The sequence below is a fragment of the Streptomyces sp. NPDC101225 genome (assembly GCF_044767585.1).
In the GTDB taxonomy this organism is placed as follows: domain Bacteria; phylum Actinomycetota; class Actinomycetes; order Streptomycetales; family Streptomycetaceae; genus Streptomyces.
In genome coordinates this window covers 1-15913 of the sequence record NZ_JBIWOE010000059.1, presented here as the reverse complement: position 1 = coordinate 15913, position 15913 = coordinate 1, and the positions used below count along the sequence as shown (strand labels likewise).

General features: G+C 71.3%; 12 protein-coding genes and 1 tRNA gene. 6 read left to right on the top strand and 7 right to left on the bottom strand.

The window, feature by feature from the left end; all coding sequences use genetic code 11:
- Positions 1-204: 204 nt before the first annotated feature.
- The gene (locus tag ACIRPX_RS42165; RefSeq protein WP_404205409.1) at positions 205-1392 is read left to right on the top strand and encodes an FAD-dependent monooxygenase; all 1188 of its coding nucleotides are present in this window, start codon (positions 205-207) and stop codon (positions 1390-1392) included.
- Between the two features lie 202 nt (positions 1393-1594).
- Here the strand turns inward: ACIRPX_RS42165 and ACIRPX_RS42160 are convergent, their stop codons facing one another.
- Together ACIRPX_RS42160 and ACIRPX_RS42155 are read right to left on the bottom strand one after the other, a co-directional pair.
- Positions 1595-2131: a hypothetical protein gene (locus ACIRPX_RS42160; protein ID WP_404205408.1), complete on the bottom strand. Its 537-nt coding sequence runs from the start codon at positions 2129-2131 to the stop codon at positions 1595-1597.
- A 126-nt stretch (positions 2132-2257) separates the two neighbouring features.
- Positions 2258-4129 (bottom strand): copper resistance CopC/CopD family protein, encoded by a 1872-nt coding sequence (locus ACIRPX_RS42155; RefSeq protein WP_404205407.1) that lies wholly within the window; start codon positions 4127-4129, stop codon positions 2258-2260.
- A gap of 234 nt (positions 4130-4363) precedes the next feature.
- On the opposite strand from ACIRPX_RS42155, the gene ACIRPX_RS42150 reads away from it, so the two are divergent.
- Positions 4364-4948: a TerD family protein gene (locus ACIRPX_RS42150; RefSeq protein ID WP_404205406.1), complete on the top strand. Its 585-nt coding sequence runs from the start codon at positions 4364-4366 to the stop codon at positions 4946-4948.
- A gap of 254 nt (positions 4949-5202) precedes the next feature.
- On the opposite strand, the gene ACIRPX_RS42145 is transcribed toward ACIRPX_RS42150, so the two are convergent.
- Positions 5203-5850, bottom strand: coding sequence for a hypothetical protein (locus ACIRPX_RS42145; RefSeq protein ID WP_404205405.1), 648 nt, complete (start codon positions 5848-5850; stop codon positions 5203-5205).
- A 306-nt stretch (positions 5851-6156) separates the two neighbouring features.
- Between ACIRPX_RS42145 and ACIRPX_RS42140 the strand changes: the two genes are divergently transcribed.
- Entirely contained in the window at positions 6157-7767 is a 1611-nt protein-coding gene (locus tag ACIRPX_RS42140; RefSeq protein WP_404205404.1) for an alanine/glycine:cation symporter family protein, read from the top strand.
- A 40-nt stretch (positions 7768-7807) separates the two neighbouring features.
- On the opposite strand, the gene ACIRPX_RS42135 is transcribed toward ACIRPX_RS42140, so the two are convergent.
- Entirely contained in the window at positions 7808-9616 is a 1809-nt protein-coding gene (locus ACIRPX_RS42135; RefSeq protein ID WP_404205403.1) for a PucR family transcriptional regulator, read from the bottom strand.
- A 784-nt stretch (positions 9617-10400) separates the two neighbouring features.
- Positions 10401-10471: transfer RNA gene (locus ACIRPX_RS42130), tRNA-Gly, on the bottom strand.
- Positions 10472-10982: 511 nt separating this feature from the next.
- On the opposite strand from ACIRPX_RS42130, the gene dcd reads away from it, so the two are divergent.
- Together dcd and ACIRPX_RS42120 are read left to right on the top strand one after the other, a co-directional pair.
- Complete coding sequence (gene dcd, locus ACIRPX_RS42125; RefSeq protein WP_404205402.1) at positions 10983-11558, top strand: dCTP deaminase; 576 nt, start codon at positions 10983-10985, stop codon at positions 11556-11558.
- 10 nt (positions 11559-11568) lie between these two features.
- Positions 11569-12078 (top strand): phosphoribosyltransferase, encoded by a 510-nt coding sequence (locus ACIRPX_RS42120; protein ID WP_404205401.1) that lies wholly within the window; start codon positions 11569-11571, stop codon positions 12076-12078.
- A gap of 821 nt (positions 12079-12899) precedes the next feature.
- Here the strand turns inward: ACIRPX_RS42120 and ACIRPX_RS42115 are convergent.
- A complete protein-coding gene (locus tag ACIRPX_RS42115; RefSeq protein WP_404205400.1) occupies positions 12900-13868 on the bottom strand; it encodes a Yip1 family protein in 969 nt (322 codons plus the stop codon).
- Between the two features lie 147 nt (positions 13869-14015).
- Positions 14016-15278 (bottom strand): FG-GAP repeat domain-containing protein, encoded by a 1263-nt coding sequence (locus ACIRPX_RS42110; protein ID WP_404205399.1) that lies wholly within the window; start codon positions 15276-15278, stop codon positions 14016-14018.
- Positions 15279-15447: 169 nt separating this feature from the next.
- Between ACIRPX_RS42110 and ACIRPX_RS42105 the strand changes: the two genes are divergently transcribed.
- Positions 15448-15774 (top strand): antibiotic biosynthesis monooxygenase family protein, encoded by a 327-nt coding sequence (locus tag ACIRPX_RS42105; protein ID WP_404205398.1) that lies wholly within the window; start codon positions 15448-15450, stop codon positions 15772-15774.
- Positions 15775-15913: the final 139 nt, after the last annotated feature.

The window sequence follows — 15913 nt, the reverse complement described above, 5'->3', positions numbered from 1 at the left end:
CACTGGGACACTTCGCCGACCCGACTTCCCGGCACACCGGCTCCGACGCTACGTCATGGAGCCGTCATCGGGGCGTTAGGGATGCATCAAGATTCACGTCGTCCGGCCGGACGGCCTCCGGGCCTTCTTGCACCGGGTTTTGCATAATGCAAAAGTGGGATCCCGGGGAGGACGTCCGGGCAGTGGAAGAGGCGAAGTGCACCGATGAGAGCAGTGATCTGCGGAGCCGGTATCGCCGGACTCACGCTGGCCGGCCGCCTGCACAACGTGCTCGGCTGGGACGTCGTGGTCGTGGAGCGGGCCCCGCGGCCGCGCACCGAGGGATACATGATCGACTTCTTCGGCCCGGGCTATGACGCGGCCGAGGCCATGGGCGTGCTGCCCTGGCTGCAGGAGCTCGGCTACCCGGTCTCCGAGGCGGCCTTCCTCGACGACCGGGGCCGCTGCCGCGCCCGGCTGGGGTACGACCGGTTCGCCCGTTCCCTGGACGGGCGGCTGCTGAGCATCATGCGGCCCGATCTCGAACTCGCCCTGCGGGAACGGCTGTCCTTCGCCGTCGGCCTGCGGTTCGGCGTGGGCCCGGCACGCATCGACCCGACCGCGTACGGCGTCCGCGTCACCCTCACCGACGGCACCGCTCTCGACGCCGACCTCCTCATCGGGGCGGACGGTCTCCACTCCACGGTGCGGTCCATGGTCTTCGGCGAGGAACAGCGGTGCGTGCGCCACCTCGGCTACCACACCGCGGCCTTCACCTTCGACGACCCTCACGTCCACGCCGAACTGGGCGACCGGTTCTGCCTCACCGACAGCCTGGAGCGGCAGATGGGCCTCTACGCCCTCCGGGACGGCACGGTCGCCGCCTTCGCCGTCCACCGCGCGGCCGATCCCCGCCGCCCCGAGGACGCGCGGGCCGCCCTGTACCGCGAGTACGGCGCCCTCGGCTGGCTCGTGCCCCGCGCCCTGGCGGGCTGCCCGCCCTCCCCGCAGGTCTACTACGACCAGGTCGCCCAGACCGACTTGCCCGGCTGGAGCCGCGGGCGCGTCGTCCTGGTCGGCGACGCCTGCCACGCCGTCTCCCTGCTCTCCGGGCAGGGCGCCTCGCTCGCCGTCGCCGGCGCCTACGTCCTGGCCGACCAGCTCGCCGGTGCGCGCCGCGTCGAGGACGCGCTGCACGGCTACGAACGCCTGTGGCGGCCGGTCATCAAGGACAGACAGCGTGCCGCCCGAAGATCGGCCCGCTGGTTCGTCCCCGACACGGCACGGCGACTGCGCGTTCGCCGTGCCGCCCTGCGCTTCGCGGGCCTGCCCGTCGCGAGCCGCCTCACCGGCACCTCACTCGCCGGGAAGCAGCGGCCCGCCCTGCGGCAACTCGCCGCGGTACCGACGTAGGTGCCGGACGGACCGGGGCACGGTGACCCCCGGCGGGATCAGCTCGCGGCACCGGCCCCTCGCCCACTCGCAGAACCCGCAGGCGCCGGTACCTCCCCGGCCCCACGCCCACTCGGGAGGCCCGCAGGCCGGCACCTCCCCGGCCCGGTCCCGGTGCGGGCGGTCCTACCCGCCCGACCGGGACTCGCCCGAGGCGCGGCGGTCAGGGGGAGGAGACCCGCGCCTGGAGGCGGACCAGTCCGGCCACCCCGAACTGAAGGGACAGCGGGAGCGTGTGCCCGGCGGTGATGCCGCGCACGTGATGCAACTCCACGCGCGGCCCGTCACCCCGGAAGGTGACGGTGGTGCCGGACAGCAGCAGGATGCCCGCGGTGGACAGGGAGCCGTTGCCCTCGGCCGACTCCCCGCCGACCAGCTCGCCTCGCCCCCTGTCCGGGCTCGCCACCATGCCCAGGTGCTCGGGCACCGCGCCGCCGTTGCGTATCGACATGGTCAGCGTGCCGTCGCCGGACCGGTCGAGGTGCGCGACGGCGTCCGTGATCGTCAGATCGACATCGCCGGTGTGCACGCTGAGGTGCCCGAGGGAAGAGGTGACGCCCGAGGCGGGTCCGCCGTCGGTCGCGGCGGCCCCGGAGGTGCCGTCATGGCCGGAGTTCGCGCAGCCCGCGGCGAGAAGGGCGAGGGCGGCGGACAGGGATGCGATCAGGGGTGCGCGGACGCGCGCGGCTGTTCCCGTCATCGTTGCATTGTGCCAAGGTCGGCACCGGCCGCGTCGCCGACCCCCTGGCGACCGGGATGCCCCGCCGGCCGGCCCGTGCACCGCCCGGCGGTCGGTCCGTGCCGGGGCGCACCGCGCGCACCGGCGTCATCGGCCGACCTTCACCGTCTTCTCCACGGTGACCTGGTCGATGTCGGAGACGCGGACCGTGGCCTTGATCGTCCAGGTCCCGGCGATCGGGAGGTTCAGGGTGTCGCTGCCCCAGTAGCCTCGTTCGTCGACCAGCCCGGCGTCCAGCGGGCCGACCTGCTGGTCGGCGAGGGTGAAGGTGAGGCGCAGTTCGGGGATGCCGACGGGACTGCCGTCGGCGCCGTAGACGATCGCTTCCACCACGTTCCTGCCGACCCGGCCCGGTTCCAGGGTGACCTGCACCTTGCCGCGCCCGGAGAGGGTGTTCTTGCCGGTGTCGTACGGGATCAGGGTCAGGGACACCTCGGGCTGCCCGGCCACCGAGGTGGCCGCGGCGGTCTCGGCGGCCCGGCCCGTCCCGGTGCCGGTCAGCACCGTCGTCAGCACGAGGACCAGCACGCCGACCGCCACCTCGGTCAGCACGGACCGGCGCAGCCCGCGCCGGTGCGCCCCGGGCACCGGCCCGTCCCCGCCGGCGTGGTCCCCGGGGGCGGCGGGAGGGCTCTCACCGTGGCCCGCGGCCACCAGCACCCGCTCCTCCTTCGGCTCGTGCAGCAGGCGGGCGGTCCAGCGCCGTGAGTACGAGGCCGCTGCCAGCATCACCAGCACGGCCCAGATCTTGAAGACGAGGATCCTGCCGTACGACGTGGAGAACGCGTCCCACGAGCCGAGCCCGCGCCAGGACTGGTAGACGCCGGTGGCGGCCAGGACGGCCACCGAGCCGAGCGCGATACGGGAGAAGCGGGCGACCGCGACGGGCGGCAGCGGGGCCTCGGCGGGGGCCCGGTACAGCGCGAGCAGCAGCGCGGCCAGGCCGCCCAGCCACACGGCCATGGCCAGCAGGTGCAGCATGGAGGAGGCCACGGCCACGGGCACCTGGATCCCGGCCGAGGCATGGTCGGCCGCCGCCCAGGTGGCGGCCAGGCCGAGGACCAGCGCACCCGCGGCCGCGAGGGCACGCCGACCGGGCCGCCGTTCCACGCTGCGGTTCCGCACCAGGACGGCCACCACCACGAGCAGCACCACCCTGGCCAGCAGCGCGAGCCCCGGCCGGCTGCCGGCGGTGTGCCGCAGTGAACCCGGGTCGAACATGCCGCCCAGCCCGGCACCGCTGTCGTAGGGGCCGCGCAGCAGCACCAGCATGACCGTCGACGCGAGCAGCGCCCACCAGCCCACCAGGAACGGCCGCCGCACCACGCGCGCGGCCGTGGCCGAGCGCCAGCAGGCCAGGACGAACACGGCGAGGCCGATCAGCAGCGCCAGCCCGGCGTAGGCGACGTAGCGGCCGACGCCGTACAACGCGCCGACGGCCGGATCGACGGCCGGCGGGGGAGCGGCGTCGGCACGGGTCGCCGACGGCTTGCCGACGGAGAAGGTGAAGGCACCGGACACGGCGTGGCTGTCCGACGACACCACCCGCCAGGACACGGTGTACGTCCCCTGCTTCAGACCGCGCTCCAGTGCCACGCTGTCCGTGTTGCTCCGGCCGCCCGCGTGCCGGGGGTCGCCGTCCGCCACGGGGCGGTTGTCGGGATCGAGCACGCGCAGCGAGTCCTCGACGAGCGCGACCGACTCGTCGAAGGTCACGGTGATCTGCTTCGGCGCGGCCTTCAGCACGCTGCCCTCGCGCGGGTCGCTGCCGGTCAGCACCGCGTGCGCGGAGGCGGGAGCCGCGCCCTGCAGAAGGGCACAGGCAAGGACGGCGACCACCACCAGGAGCGATGCGACCGTGCTCGTGCCGTTGTTCGCCTGTCGTGTCACGTGGTTTCTCCGGGTCCCGCCGGTGCCTGGGTCACGGATACGTACGGACGCGTCCACCACCGCACTCATCCTGGCACTCCTCCGCCGCCCGGGGCGGCCGGTCGAACACGGCAAGCGTGAGGTTCCAGACCCTCCGGGCACAGCTCCCTGATCACTGACGTGCGAATGGCTCGCCACGTCCTCAGCGAGCACTCCACATGGGCACGCCAGCCCCTGACGATCTCGGACCCGGCACATGGAACCACCAAGGGGCCGGGCACACTCTGCGTGTTGTAGTCCCTTTGAGACAAGGAAACGACACACATGATCACGCTCACCAAGGATGACGGCCCGGCGGACCTGGACGGAGTGACCCACCTGTCCATCGGGGTTTCCTGGGATCCCACCGCCGGCAGCAGCGGCGGGATGATGGGCAAACTGCGCCGTAAGAAGGGCACCGACCTCGATCTGATCGCCATAGCCATGCAGGGCGCGGACCCGGTGCGCCTCGCCGGCCTCGACTCGCTCGACCCCTTGGGCAACGGGGCGCTGGTCCACAGTGGCGATAACCAGACCGGGCACGGAGACGGGGACGACGAGACGGTGACCGTCGACTTCGCCGGGATCCCGCCCGTCATCACCTCGATCGTGTTCGTCGCCGCCGCGTACAAGAAGGGCAGCTCCTTCCAGTTGGCGCGCAACATCAGTTTCAAGGTCTACGACGCGACCGGCGGCAGCTCCCAGCAGGTCGCCGACATCTGGCCGAGCCTGCTCACCAGGGACAACGGGTGTGCCGTGGCCAAGGCGACGCGGGTCGGCGGCAGCTGGAAGCTCCAGGTGATCAACGAGACGGGCAAGATCAAGCAGGGGGACGAGCATGCCCTCATGCGTTTCGCTGCCAGCAAGTAGGACGTGACCGCGGCGCGGGAGCTGGGGCGGCCTTGGCGCGGTTCGGGCCGGAGCGGCATCCGGTGAGCGGCGGTGAGCCGGTCGCCACCGACGACGGCCCGGCGCATCGCCCCGGCTGCGCCGGTGATGTCAGCCGGATCGTTCCGGGACGGGGACGGGGCCGGGGCTGGGGACGGGGCTGGGGACGGGGCCGGGGACGGGGCCGGGGACAGGGATAGGGACGGGGCCGGGGACAGGGCCGGGGACCTGGCTGCTCAGTCGACGTCTTCGAACGTGGGGCGCCGGCCTGCGCGGCGTCGTACGAAACCGCGTCGGCCGGCCAGCAGGGCGAGGCCGGTCCAGCCGGCGACGCCCATCAGGAGAGAGCCGAGTCGGTTGTCCGGGTCGACGTCGGAGGCCGCCTCCAGGGGGACGACCCCGTCCGGGTCGCTGACGACCGTGAGCCGGTCGCCCACCTTCCAGTCCGGGTGGTTGCCGTTGTAGTCGAGGGTCTCCTCGAGCTTGCGCCCCGAGGGACCGACGAGGGTGAAGCGGTGGTTCGAGCCGCCGTCGTCGGCGCTGTCGGCCGTGATGCGGACGGTCTCACGAACGCCGCGGTGGTCGAGCGCCGCCTCCGGGGCGTACTGGACCGAGCCCACGAGCACGAACACCGCGGGCAGGACGGAGAGGGCGGCGAGCCACCAGGCGCAGTGGAGGAAACGCATGAGGATCACGAAGACGAGGCACCCGACGAGGCCGGTGATGATCGGGATCACGTCCATGCCCAGGGCGAGATACGAGATCCCGGTGTTGACCGCGGCGATGATCCAACCGATCGCCACGACCACGAGGGTGAACACGAAGTAGAGACCCCGGTCCACGGTCTCGCCCTGCGATTTCTTCATGTCCACGGCAGCCGTCATTCGGTGCAGCATAGTCAGCCTGGCGGCACCACTGGACGGAGGCCGGAGCCGGATGCCAAGGCAGCGGCGCACCGGCGCACCGGCGCAGCGGTGCAGCGGTGCAGCGGCGAGGCGGTGCGGGCCCGACGGTCACTTTGACGCCGTACCGGTCGGTTCTTTGTGCACTTGCACCGGAACTCGGGCACGCCCCGGCTCCTACGGTTTCCCAAACCCGAGGGGCTCCGGGCGTCTTCCCGGTGGTGATGCCCCCCGTTCGGGTCCTGCCGGCCCGTCACGGTCGACGGGTGGCCGGAGGAAAGGATCGCAATGTATCGGATTCAGGCGCTGCAGCCCGTGCTCGGGGGTGTCCGCTTCCAGGCCCAGGGGGCGGAGGACGGCATTCTCGGGCAGACGGAAGACAAGATCAACTCATTGTTCGATCCGCTGGCCAAGGGACTCGGGGACTTCGTCTTCGCCGACGTCACGGTCTTCGGGACCACGTTTCCGTGGATCGTCGCCTGGCTGGTGCTCGCCGGTGCGGTCTTCACCCTCTACTTCGGTTTCATCCAGTTCCGTACGCTCAAGCTCTCCCTGAACCTCCTGCGCGGCCGGTACACCAGGCACGACGACCCGGGCGAGATCACCCACTTCCAGGCGCTGTCCTCGGCGCTGTCGGGCACGGTCGGTCTCGGCAACATCGCGGGTGTGGGCGTGGCGATCACCATCGGCGGTGCCGGTGCCACGTTCTGGATGGTGCTGTGCGGCCTGCTCGGCATGGCGTCGAAGTTCGTCGAGTGCACGCTCGGCGTGCGCTACCGCGACCAGCACCCGGACGGGTCGTTCTCGGGCGGCCCGATGAAGTACCTGAGCAAGGGGCTGGCCGAGCGGCTGCCGGGGGCCGGCGGCCGCATTGCCGGCAAGGCGCTCGCCGGGCTCGCGGCCGTCATGATCCTGCTGTTCGGCATCGGCGGCGGCAACATGTTCCAGGCCAACCAGACCGTCACCCAGATCCGCAACATCACCGGCGGTGACGACGGCGCGCTCGGCGGCAGCGGCTTCGCACTGATCATGGGCATCGTGCTGGCCGTCGTCGTCGGCGCCGTGATCATCGGTGGCATCAAATCGATCGGCAAGGTCGCCAGCCGCCTCGTGCCGGGCATGGCCGTCGTCTACGTCGGTGCCTGCCTCATCGTCATCCTGACCCATGTCACGTCGGTCCCGTCGGCGTTCGGCTCGATCTTCCACGAGGCGTTCACCGGCGAGGGCGTGGTCGGTGGCGTCATCGGCGCGCTGATCGTCGGCTTCACCCGCGCCGCCTTCTCCAACGAGGCCGGCCTGGGCTCCGCACCCATCGCCCACTCCGCCGTGAAGACCCGCTACCCGGTGACCGAGGGCCTGGTCGCGCTGATCGGGCCGTTCGTCGACACGGTCGTCATCTGCACCATGACCGCGCTGACGATCGTCATCGCCGACAGCCCGTTCTGGAACGAGGCCAAGAGCCAGTACGCGGCCGACGGCAGCAAGGCGGACGGCGTGACGGTCACCTCCTCGGCCTTCGAGACCGTCCTGCCGTGGTTCCCGAAGGTCCTCACCGTGGCCGTCCTGCTCTTCGCGATCTCGACGATGATCACCTGGTCGTACTACGGCCAGAAGGCGTGGACCCACCTGTTCGGCAAGACGAAGACCAGCGAGCGCGTCTACCAGGTGATCTTCTGCCTGTTCATCGTCATCGGCTCGGTGCTCACCTTCGGCAGCGTGCTCGACTTCACCGACGCGGTGCTGTTCCTACTGGCCCTGGTCAACATCGTGGGCCTCTATCTCCTCGCCCCGTTCGTCAAGCAGGAGCTGGCCCGGTTCCGGGAGGCGCTGCGCAGCGGTGACGTCGTCGCGCGAGCGGCGGAAGCACCGGCGCGGGCCGCGGAGGAGGCCGCCGGCTGACGGCACGGCCGACCGGTCCCGAGCCCCGGGCCGCTTGGATTCAGTGCCCGTACGACGACGTGTGCGACGCGTCCGGTACGGGCACCGTCTCCGTCTCCAGCAGCAGTTGAAGGTGCACGAACAGGCACTGGTGCGGGTCCGTCAGGTCGATGCCGCTGATCGTCTCGGCCCGCTTCAGCCGGTAGCGCAGGGTGTTGGTGTGCAGATGCAGGACGCGGGCCGCCGCCCGCATGTTGAACTGCGCGGCGAGATACGTCAGCACGGACCGCACCAGTCCGCTGTCGTGCTCGCGGTCGTGGGCCAGCAGCACGGAGACCCGCGGGTCGCGCAGCTGCGGATGCCGCTCCAGCAGGGCGAGCGTCTCGCCGACGAGGACCTCGGAACGCACGTCGGCAATGGTGGCCACGCGCCGGTCGCCCTGGTGCGTGATGACGCCGAGCACCTGATCCGCCTCCGCCTTCGACGCGGCGATCGAGTCCAGCCCTTCGACCACCGAGCCCACGGCCGCGCGCACATCGAGGTGCAGGCGCTGCCCGGCCGACCGCACGATCTCGCCGGCCAGCCCGGCGACGATGTCCTCACCGGCTCCTTCCGGCAACCCGGGCAGCAGCACGTACACCCGGCTGCCGCCGGCTGCCACCAGGGCCCGGCGCCGGAACGCGCCGGCGTGCACGGTGACCAGGCTGGTCATCTCCGCCCGGCGCAGCTCGAAGGCCGGGCGGTCGACGGAGGCGGAGGTCTCGGCCGGAACGCAGGCGGACGGGGAGGAGCCCGTCGATGCGGATCTGGTCGAAGCGGATCCGATCGATGCCGATCCGGTCGATGCGGATCCGGTCGATGCGGATCCGGTCGATGCGGATCCGGTCGGAGCGGAGTCCGTCAGGGCGAAAGCCACGACAGCCGCCGGTTTCGTCAGGTCGGCCCCGATACGGGCGGCGAAGGTGCGCGGGTCGATGTGCCCGTCGAGCATCCGCCCGAGCAGCGCCTCTTCCACCTGAAGGTCCGAGGGGGTCCCGGTCCGATGCCGTACGAGGAGCAGGGCCGCGGCACGGGCGGCGCCGACCAGGGCCTGCTCGGCCGTGCCGGACAACGGACCGCTGCCCTCCTGCACCCAGATCGAGCCCAGCCACTGATCCTGGACCCGGATGCCGATCGCCAACCGCCGTCGGATCCCCAGCTCGGCTCGCTCATCGATCCGCACGACCTCGCCGCCGGCCCGCAGCCGGTCGAACACACCCCATTCGCGCAGCAGCGACAGGTAATGGGCGGGTCCCTCCCAGCCGAGGATGGAACGCCACCGCAGCTCGTCCACCCCGTCGTCGGAACGGGAATACGCCAGTACGCGGTTGGTGGCATCCTCGATGCTGATGTTGCCCCCGGTGAGCGCGGCTACGGTCTCGGCCAGCGCGAAGAGGTCGGCCGGCTGCTCGGCGGACTCCAGCTCACCGGCCCGGCGCGTGTCGGCGATCACGCCTCTGACCAGGGAGTCCAGGTGAGCCCAGCGGACCTCCGGGCGGATGCCGAGCACCACGGTCCCGGTGTCCTCGGCGAGTGCTTTCAACGCCTCCCGGTCGTCGTCCGGATCGATCTTGACGACCACCGCGGCGGCCCCGCGCCGGGCGGTGGCCCGCGCCACGCGCAGCGCCCGGCGCCCACGGGCCCCGATGATCAGCACGAGATGCGCCTGGTAGGGCTCCGGCTCCTCGTCGGCGTCGAGGATGGCCACGTCGCCGACTTCGACGTCCTCCAGCCCGACACGTGCGGCGACCAGGTCGATGACCGGCTCACCGAGCGCCAGCAGCAACTGCCGTATGCCCGCGCCGGCCGGGGGCGCCACTGTCTCGTCCACGATGAGTAACCGCCCTACCCGCCCCACTGAATGGCAGGACAAGCATACAAAGAGGCGGCAAAGGCGGGAGGCCCCCAGGGCGCAACCGCCGGCGCTCCCGCTGGGGAAGCGACGGCGCCTGGGCGGGTTCCGCGGGTCCTGAACCGTGCAGATTCCTGGTCTCCGAGGTGGCCGTGTGGGCCGGCTCACCCCGCTGCGGACCGTGGCTTTCCTGTGGGTGGGCAGGGCTCTGGAGCCATGCGATCCGTGCGATGGGAGCGATGGGAGCGACGGGAGCGACGGACATGGCTCGGGCACCCGGGTCTGCGGACGGCTGGCAACCCCCTGCCGTCCCGGTCACGCAGTCCCCGCGCACGTCTACACGGACTCCGAGGACCTGGCGATCATCAAGGAGGCCACCAAGCGCCGGGCCGCTGTTCTCGCCCACATCCGAGGGGCCCGGACGCACGCCGTACAGGTCGGAGTGCCGCCACGCGGTCACTGCCGTCACCGATACGCCAGCCTTCTGGCGGGCGATCAACTGCCTTCTCTCGCAAGCAACTTGGGCCCCACCCACGACGAAGAACATGCAGGACGTTTGTCCGCTGTCGCCCACGAACAGCAGGCCGAGGGCTCGCCTGGGCGAACGTGAATGGTGAGCGCCACGCTGCGACGCGACAGGTGCACCCTCCCAAGACGCGCATGCCCACTGCGTGTCCCATCTCGGAGCACGACAACACTCGCAAAACGCAGCAAAGGCTCCCAAATAAAACAGCCCCAGGTCTCTGACCTGAGGCTTCAAAAGAGCGGGTGACGAGAATCGAACTCGCGCTCTCAGCTTGGGAAGCTGATGTTCTACCATTAAACTACACCCGCGCGGGACGCCGGATGAGACCGGTGTCTGATCGCAACGTCACCCTACCTCATCCCAGGCCCCCGGCGCTGAAGCCGCGGGGCCGGTGCGCGTTTCGGGCGTCGATGCTGCTGCGGGCGGCGGGAGTTGGGGCGTACGGTGGAGGGGTGGGAGAGGGTCCGGGTGGGGCCGGAGTGCCGCCTGGAGGGTCGTTCCTTTGATCCCGTAATGTGGCTTTTGTCGTCAGGTGAGCAGTAGCCCGACGCGGCTCTTGGGGAAGGGACTCTTGGACTTGATGGAGCGCACCGTCGTCCGCTGTGCCGATGGGCACGTGTTCAGCACCGCTTCGTTCCCGATGCAGCAGGCCGATCGGCTCGGCCCCCACCGGCTTGTCCGGTGTCCACGCTGCGCCCGGCTCCGCAGTGTGGTGCCGGTCAGTCTCGAAAAGCATTAGAGGCACCGGGAACACAGCCTGAGCGGGCGCGCGGACGGCGCGATTGTGGCCGGTCCGCGCGCCTTGCGTATCCTCGGGACGTGCTTCTCTCAGACAAGGACATCCGGGCCGAGATCGACGCCGGGCGAGTGGTGATCGATCCCTATGACGAATCCATGGTTCAGCCGTCGAGTGTCGACGTGCGCCTGGACCGGTACTTCCGGGTCTTCGAGAACCACAAGTACCCCCACATCGATCCGTCCGTGGAGCAGGTGGACCTCACCCGGCGGGTGGAGCCCGAGGGCGACGAGCCCTTCATCCTGCATCCCGGGGAGTTCGTCCTCGCGAGCACGTACGAGGTCATCACGCTTCCCGACGACCTCGCCTCCCGGCTCGAGGGCAAGAGCTCTCTCGGACGGCTCGGACTCGTCACCCACTCCACCGCCGGCTTCATCGACCCCGGCTTCTCCGGGCACGTCACGCTGGAGCTCTCCAACCTCGCCACGCTGCCCATCAAGCTCTGGCCCGGCATGAAGATCGGGCAGCTGTGCATGTTCCGGCTCAGCTCGCCGGCCGAGTTCCCGTACGGCAGCGAGCGGTACGGCTCGCGGTACCAGGGCCAGCGCGGGCCCACCGCTTCCCGCTCCTACCTGAACTTCCACCGGACCCAGGTGTGACGGCGGCGCCATGGGTGACGTACGGGAGAACCTGACCTACGAGGCGTTCGGCACCGCGGTGCGCGAGCTCGCGCAGACGATCGCCGACGACGGGTACGAGCCGGACATCGTGCTCAGCATCGCCCGCGGCGGTGTCTTCGTCGCCGGCGGGCTCGCCTACGCCCTCGACTGCAAGAACATCCACCTGGTGAACGTCGAGTTCTACACCGGCGTGGGGACCACCCTCGAGATGCCCGTCATGCTCGCCCCCGTCCCCAACGTCATCGACTTCTCCGACAAGAAGGTGCTCATCACCGACGACGTCGCCGACACCGGCAAGACCCTGAAGCTGGTACGCGACTTCTGCCTCGACACGGTCGCCGAGGTGCGCTCGGCCGTCATCTACGAGAAGTCGCACTCACTGGTGAAGTGCGACTACGTGTGGAAGCGGACCGACGAGTGGATCAACTTCCCGTGGAGCGTTCTGCCTCCGGTGAGCAGGTCGGGAGAGGCGCCGAAGGTGAACCGGGAAGCAGTCTGATCGGTTGAGGCGTCGGCGTGTCCGGGGTGCCCGAACGCCGGATCATCTCCACGACGTGCACCGTCTGTTTCCTGTGCGCACACCGCCGTACCGGGTCCGCCGACCACCCGCACTCGATCACCCACGCACCGGTCGGGAGCCCCCAGAACTCGGCGAACGTCGTCTCGTGTGCGCGGACGTGGCGGAGATCTGCCGGGCGTTCGCGCGGCCGCGTCCGGCAGACCAGACAAAGCAGAGCAGACGGCGGGCCGTTACTGCCGATGGCCGACGTGGTGACGGGCCGAGCGGCCTTTTCGAGGGGACCTGTGGCCCCTCACCCGGGAGGTCCCTCGCCCCGAAGATGGTGGGGCAGGAGAGGTATGGGGGTGAGCGGGGATGGCGTCGCCGACGCGGGAACGGATGGCCGGGGTGCTGCGGAGGGCCCGGAAGATGAACGACCGCGCCCGCCAGCAGTACGCGGCGGCCCAGCGCATGCGCGAGGAGGTCAGGGCGATGCTGGCCAGGAGCGCCGACCCGCGGACCACGGCGCCACGCCCGGCGCCTCCCGCGTCACCCCCTCCCGCGTCACCCCCTCCCGCGTCACCGCCTTCCGCGTCACCGCCTTCCGCGTCACCGCCTTCCGCATCACCGGGTCCCGTTTCACCGCCCCACGTTTCACCGGCTTCCGCGTCACCAGGGCCCGAGTCGCCGGACCGCGGCGCAGCGGCCCCTTCTTCTCCGCCTCCTCCTCCACCACCCCGCGGCGATAGATGAAGAGGGGCTCCCGGCGCAGACGGCCGGGAGCCCCTCTGCGTCGTGGGGTGTCAGACGTGTCGTGCGTGTCAGAACGTCCCCAGCTTCACGATCGACAGCAGCGCGATCAGCTGGATCGCCGAGGCGCCCAGGGCCCTCGGCCAGGGCAGGTCGTGGGAGCGGCTGACCATCAGGGTCAGCAGGGCGCCGGCGGCCACCCAGGTCGCCCAGCCCAGGCCCTGGACGAAGGTCGCGTCGCCGCCGAAGAACATGGCGAAGACCAGGCGCGGTGCGTCCGTGAGGGACGTGATCAGCATGGAGAGGCCGACCGTGGGCTGCCAGGCGCCGTCGCCGCCGAGCTGGCGGGCCAGGGTGTGGGTGACCACGCCCAGGACGAAGGCCGACAGCACCATCGCGACGGCCGTCGTCAGGACGATCGGGACCGCGTTGGAGAGGGTCGCGTCGATCGCGTCCTTGCGGGCGCCGTCGAAGCCGAAGACCGCGAGCAGGCCGTAGAGGAACGTCACGATGAGGGCCGGGCCCCACATCGTGTAGTCGCGCATCTGGAGGAAGGTCTGGGTGGGGGACAGGATGATGCCCCTCAGCAGGTCCTTCCAGTGCAGACGGGGGCCCACGGGGCCGGCCGGGGCCGAGCCCGCGCGGTACGTGCCGCCCTGGCTGTAGGGGTCCTCGCCGACCGAGAACGCCTGGGTGTGGCCGGGGTTGTTGGCCGCGTACGGATCGTGGTGGCCCTGCGGTGCGTATCCGCCGGGGCCGCCGAAGTACTCGGGCTCGTCGTACCCGCCCCCGTTGCCCTGCTGCCACTGGCCGCCGCCGTGGCGGTACGGCTGCTGCTGCGCGGAGGGTTGGCCGTACGACGGGCTCTGCGGAGCCTGCTGTCCGTACGGGGGTTGCTGCGGTCGCCGTGGCGGAGCTCCGTTGTTGCGGGCCCCGCGTCCGATCCTGAATCCTGCCACGCCTTCGAACGTAACCGATCCCGCAGAGTGACGTGCCGGGCCCGGCGATTCGGGCCCGGGTTTGCTGCCGAGCTGTGACATCCCCTAAGGGAACGTCCAGACGGCCCCTAGGGAAGGGGTGGCCCGGGGAAGGGGAGGAGCCGGGCCCGAGGGTGAGGGTCCGGCTCCTCGTTCAGGGGCGGCCGGTCGGCGGCCATGGGCCGGCCGGTCCGCGCAGCGGCAGGCGGATCAGTCCGCCAGGAACTCCGCGCTGGAGAAGGTGACCGACGGCTCGGCCGCCACCAGCCCCTTCTTCACTCCGGGGTAGACGGCGACGGTGTCCTTCGTCTCGCCCCGGTAGGTGCGCACCGCCAGGTCCGCCCGGCCGTCGCCGTCGAAGTCGCCCACCGCCAGGACCCTGGTGGTGCCGCGGGCCGCGGGGGTGACGGTGACCATGCCGGCCGTGGACAGGCCCGTCGTACGGCCGCGGAAGATCCGCAGCCGTGAGCCGCTGGAGACGAGGTCGCTGAGACCGTCGCCGTCGAAGTCGGCGGCGTCGAGCATGGAGCCGGGGGAGTCGAGGGTGGCGCGGGCCGGGTCCGGGAGGTCGTAGCGCAGGGACGTCCTGTCCATCGCGCCGACCGCGGCGTCCAGGGCCGCTCCCCTGCCGAAGCGGCCGAGGGCGACGTCGACGCCCTCGGGCAGGGCGGTTCCGGTGCGGGCCGGGCCGGCGGGTCCGCCGAGGACGACGTACGCCTTGCTCGTGCCGTCCGCCGCACGGACCACCAGGTCGTCGTAGCCGTCGCGGTTCACGTCGGCCGCCGGGCCCGTGGGCGCCTCGCCGGGGGCGGGGAGGGGGGCGCCGGCCGCGCGGGGAGAACCCTTCCTGCTGAACGGGCCGCGCAGATAGCTGAGTCGCTGCCCCGACGCGTGCAGGACGAGGTCCTCGGCGCCGTCGCCGTCGAAGTCGCCGCACACCGGCTGGTCGGGCCAGTCGTTGCCGAAGCGGGCGGCCGCGGGGACGGTGAGGGGGACCGCGCGGGTCAGGCCGCGGGGGGAGCCGAAGAGGATCTGGAGCGGGACCGGGGGCATGCCCTGCCCGTCGTAGGGCGGGTCGGTCGAGACGATGAGGTCGGTGAAGCCGTCCTTGTCCAGGTCGCAGCTCGCCTCCGCGTCGAAGACGGCGGGGAGGTGGCCCTTGGTGCGGGCGGCGTACCTCGCGGGAGCGAGCAACTGCCGGGCCCCGGGCGTCAGTCCGTGCGCGCCGCCGTAGACGATGCCGATGCCCGCGTCGTCGGCGTGGCTCTGGGCCTTCACCAGGGTGTCGAGGACGAGGTCGCGGTGTCCGTCGCCGTTGAAGTCGTCGGGGGTCCTGCTGCCCGTGCCGCGGGGGACGGGCAGCTTGGCGGGGGCGTCCGCGGCGTGCACGGGGCCGGGACGGGCGGCTCCGGCGTCCGCCCCGGGGCCGCAGGCGGCGAGCAGGAGCGCGGTGCAGCCGACCGCCGTACACATCCCGACTCTTCGCACCCGCACCGTTCACCTCGCCGGCCCCGTCGACAACGCCTGGGCAATGATGCACGTGTTCGAGACGCGGCGACAGACCCGGGTTCGGCCGACCGGTGGACCGCCGCCGGACACCACCGCGGACGCCGTCGCCGTTCGGGTGCGTCAGGATGGGGGCATGAGCGTCGTGAAGATCAACGTACTGACCGTGCCCGCCGAGCAGCGCGAGGTCCTGGAGAAGCGCTTCGCCGCGCGGGCCTCCGCCGTGGAGGGGTCCGACGGCTTCGAGTGGTTCGAGCTGCTGCGGCCGGTCGAGGGGACCGACCAGTACCTGGTGTACACGCGCTGGCGCGACGAGCAGTCCTTCCAGGCGTGGCTGGAGGGGCCGATGCGGGCGGCGCACCAGGGCGGCGGTGAGGGAGGCGAGCGGCCGAAGCCGGCCGCCACCGGCTCGACGCTGTGGTCCTTCGAGGTGGTTCAGCAGGCCGAACCAAAGAACGGCTAGATCCGAGGCCACCCGATCTTCATCACCGACCGCGCGCACGTTGGCTAGAAGGCTCATGAAGATCTTGGGGTTCTGGCCCCGCCGCGTGAGCGGCGGGGCCAGACTCGTTTTGTGGTGATGGGGGAATGGGCCGGGGAGA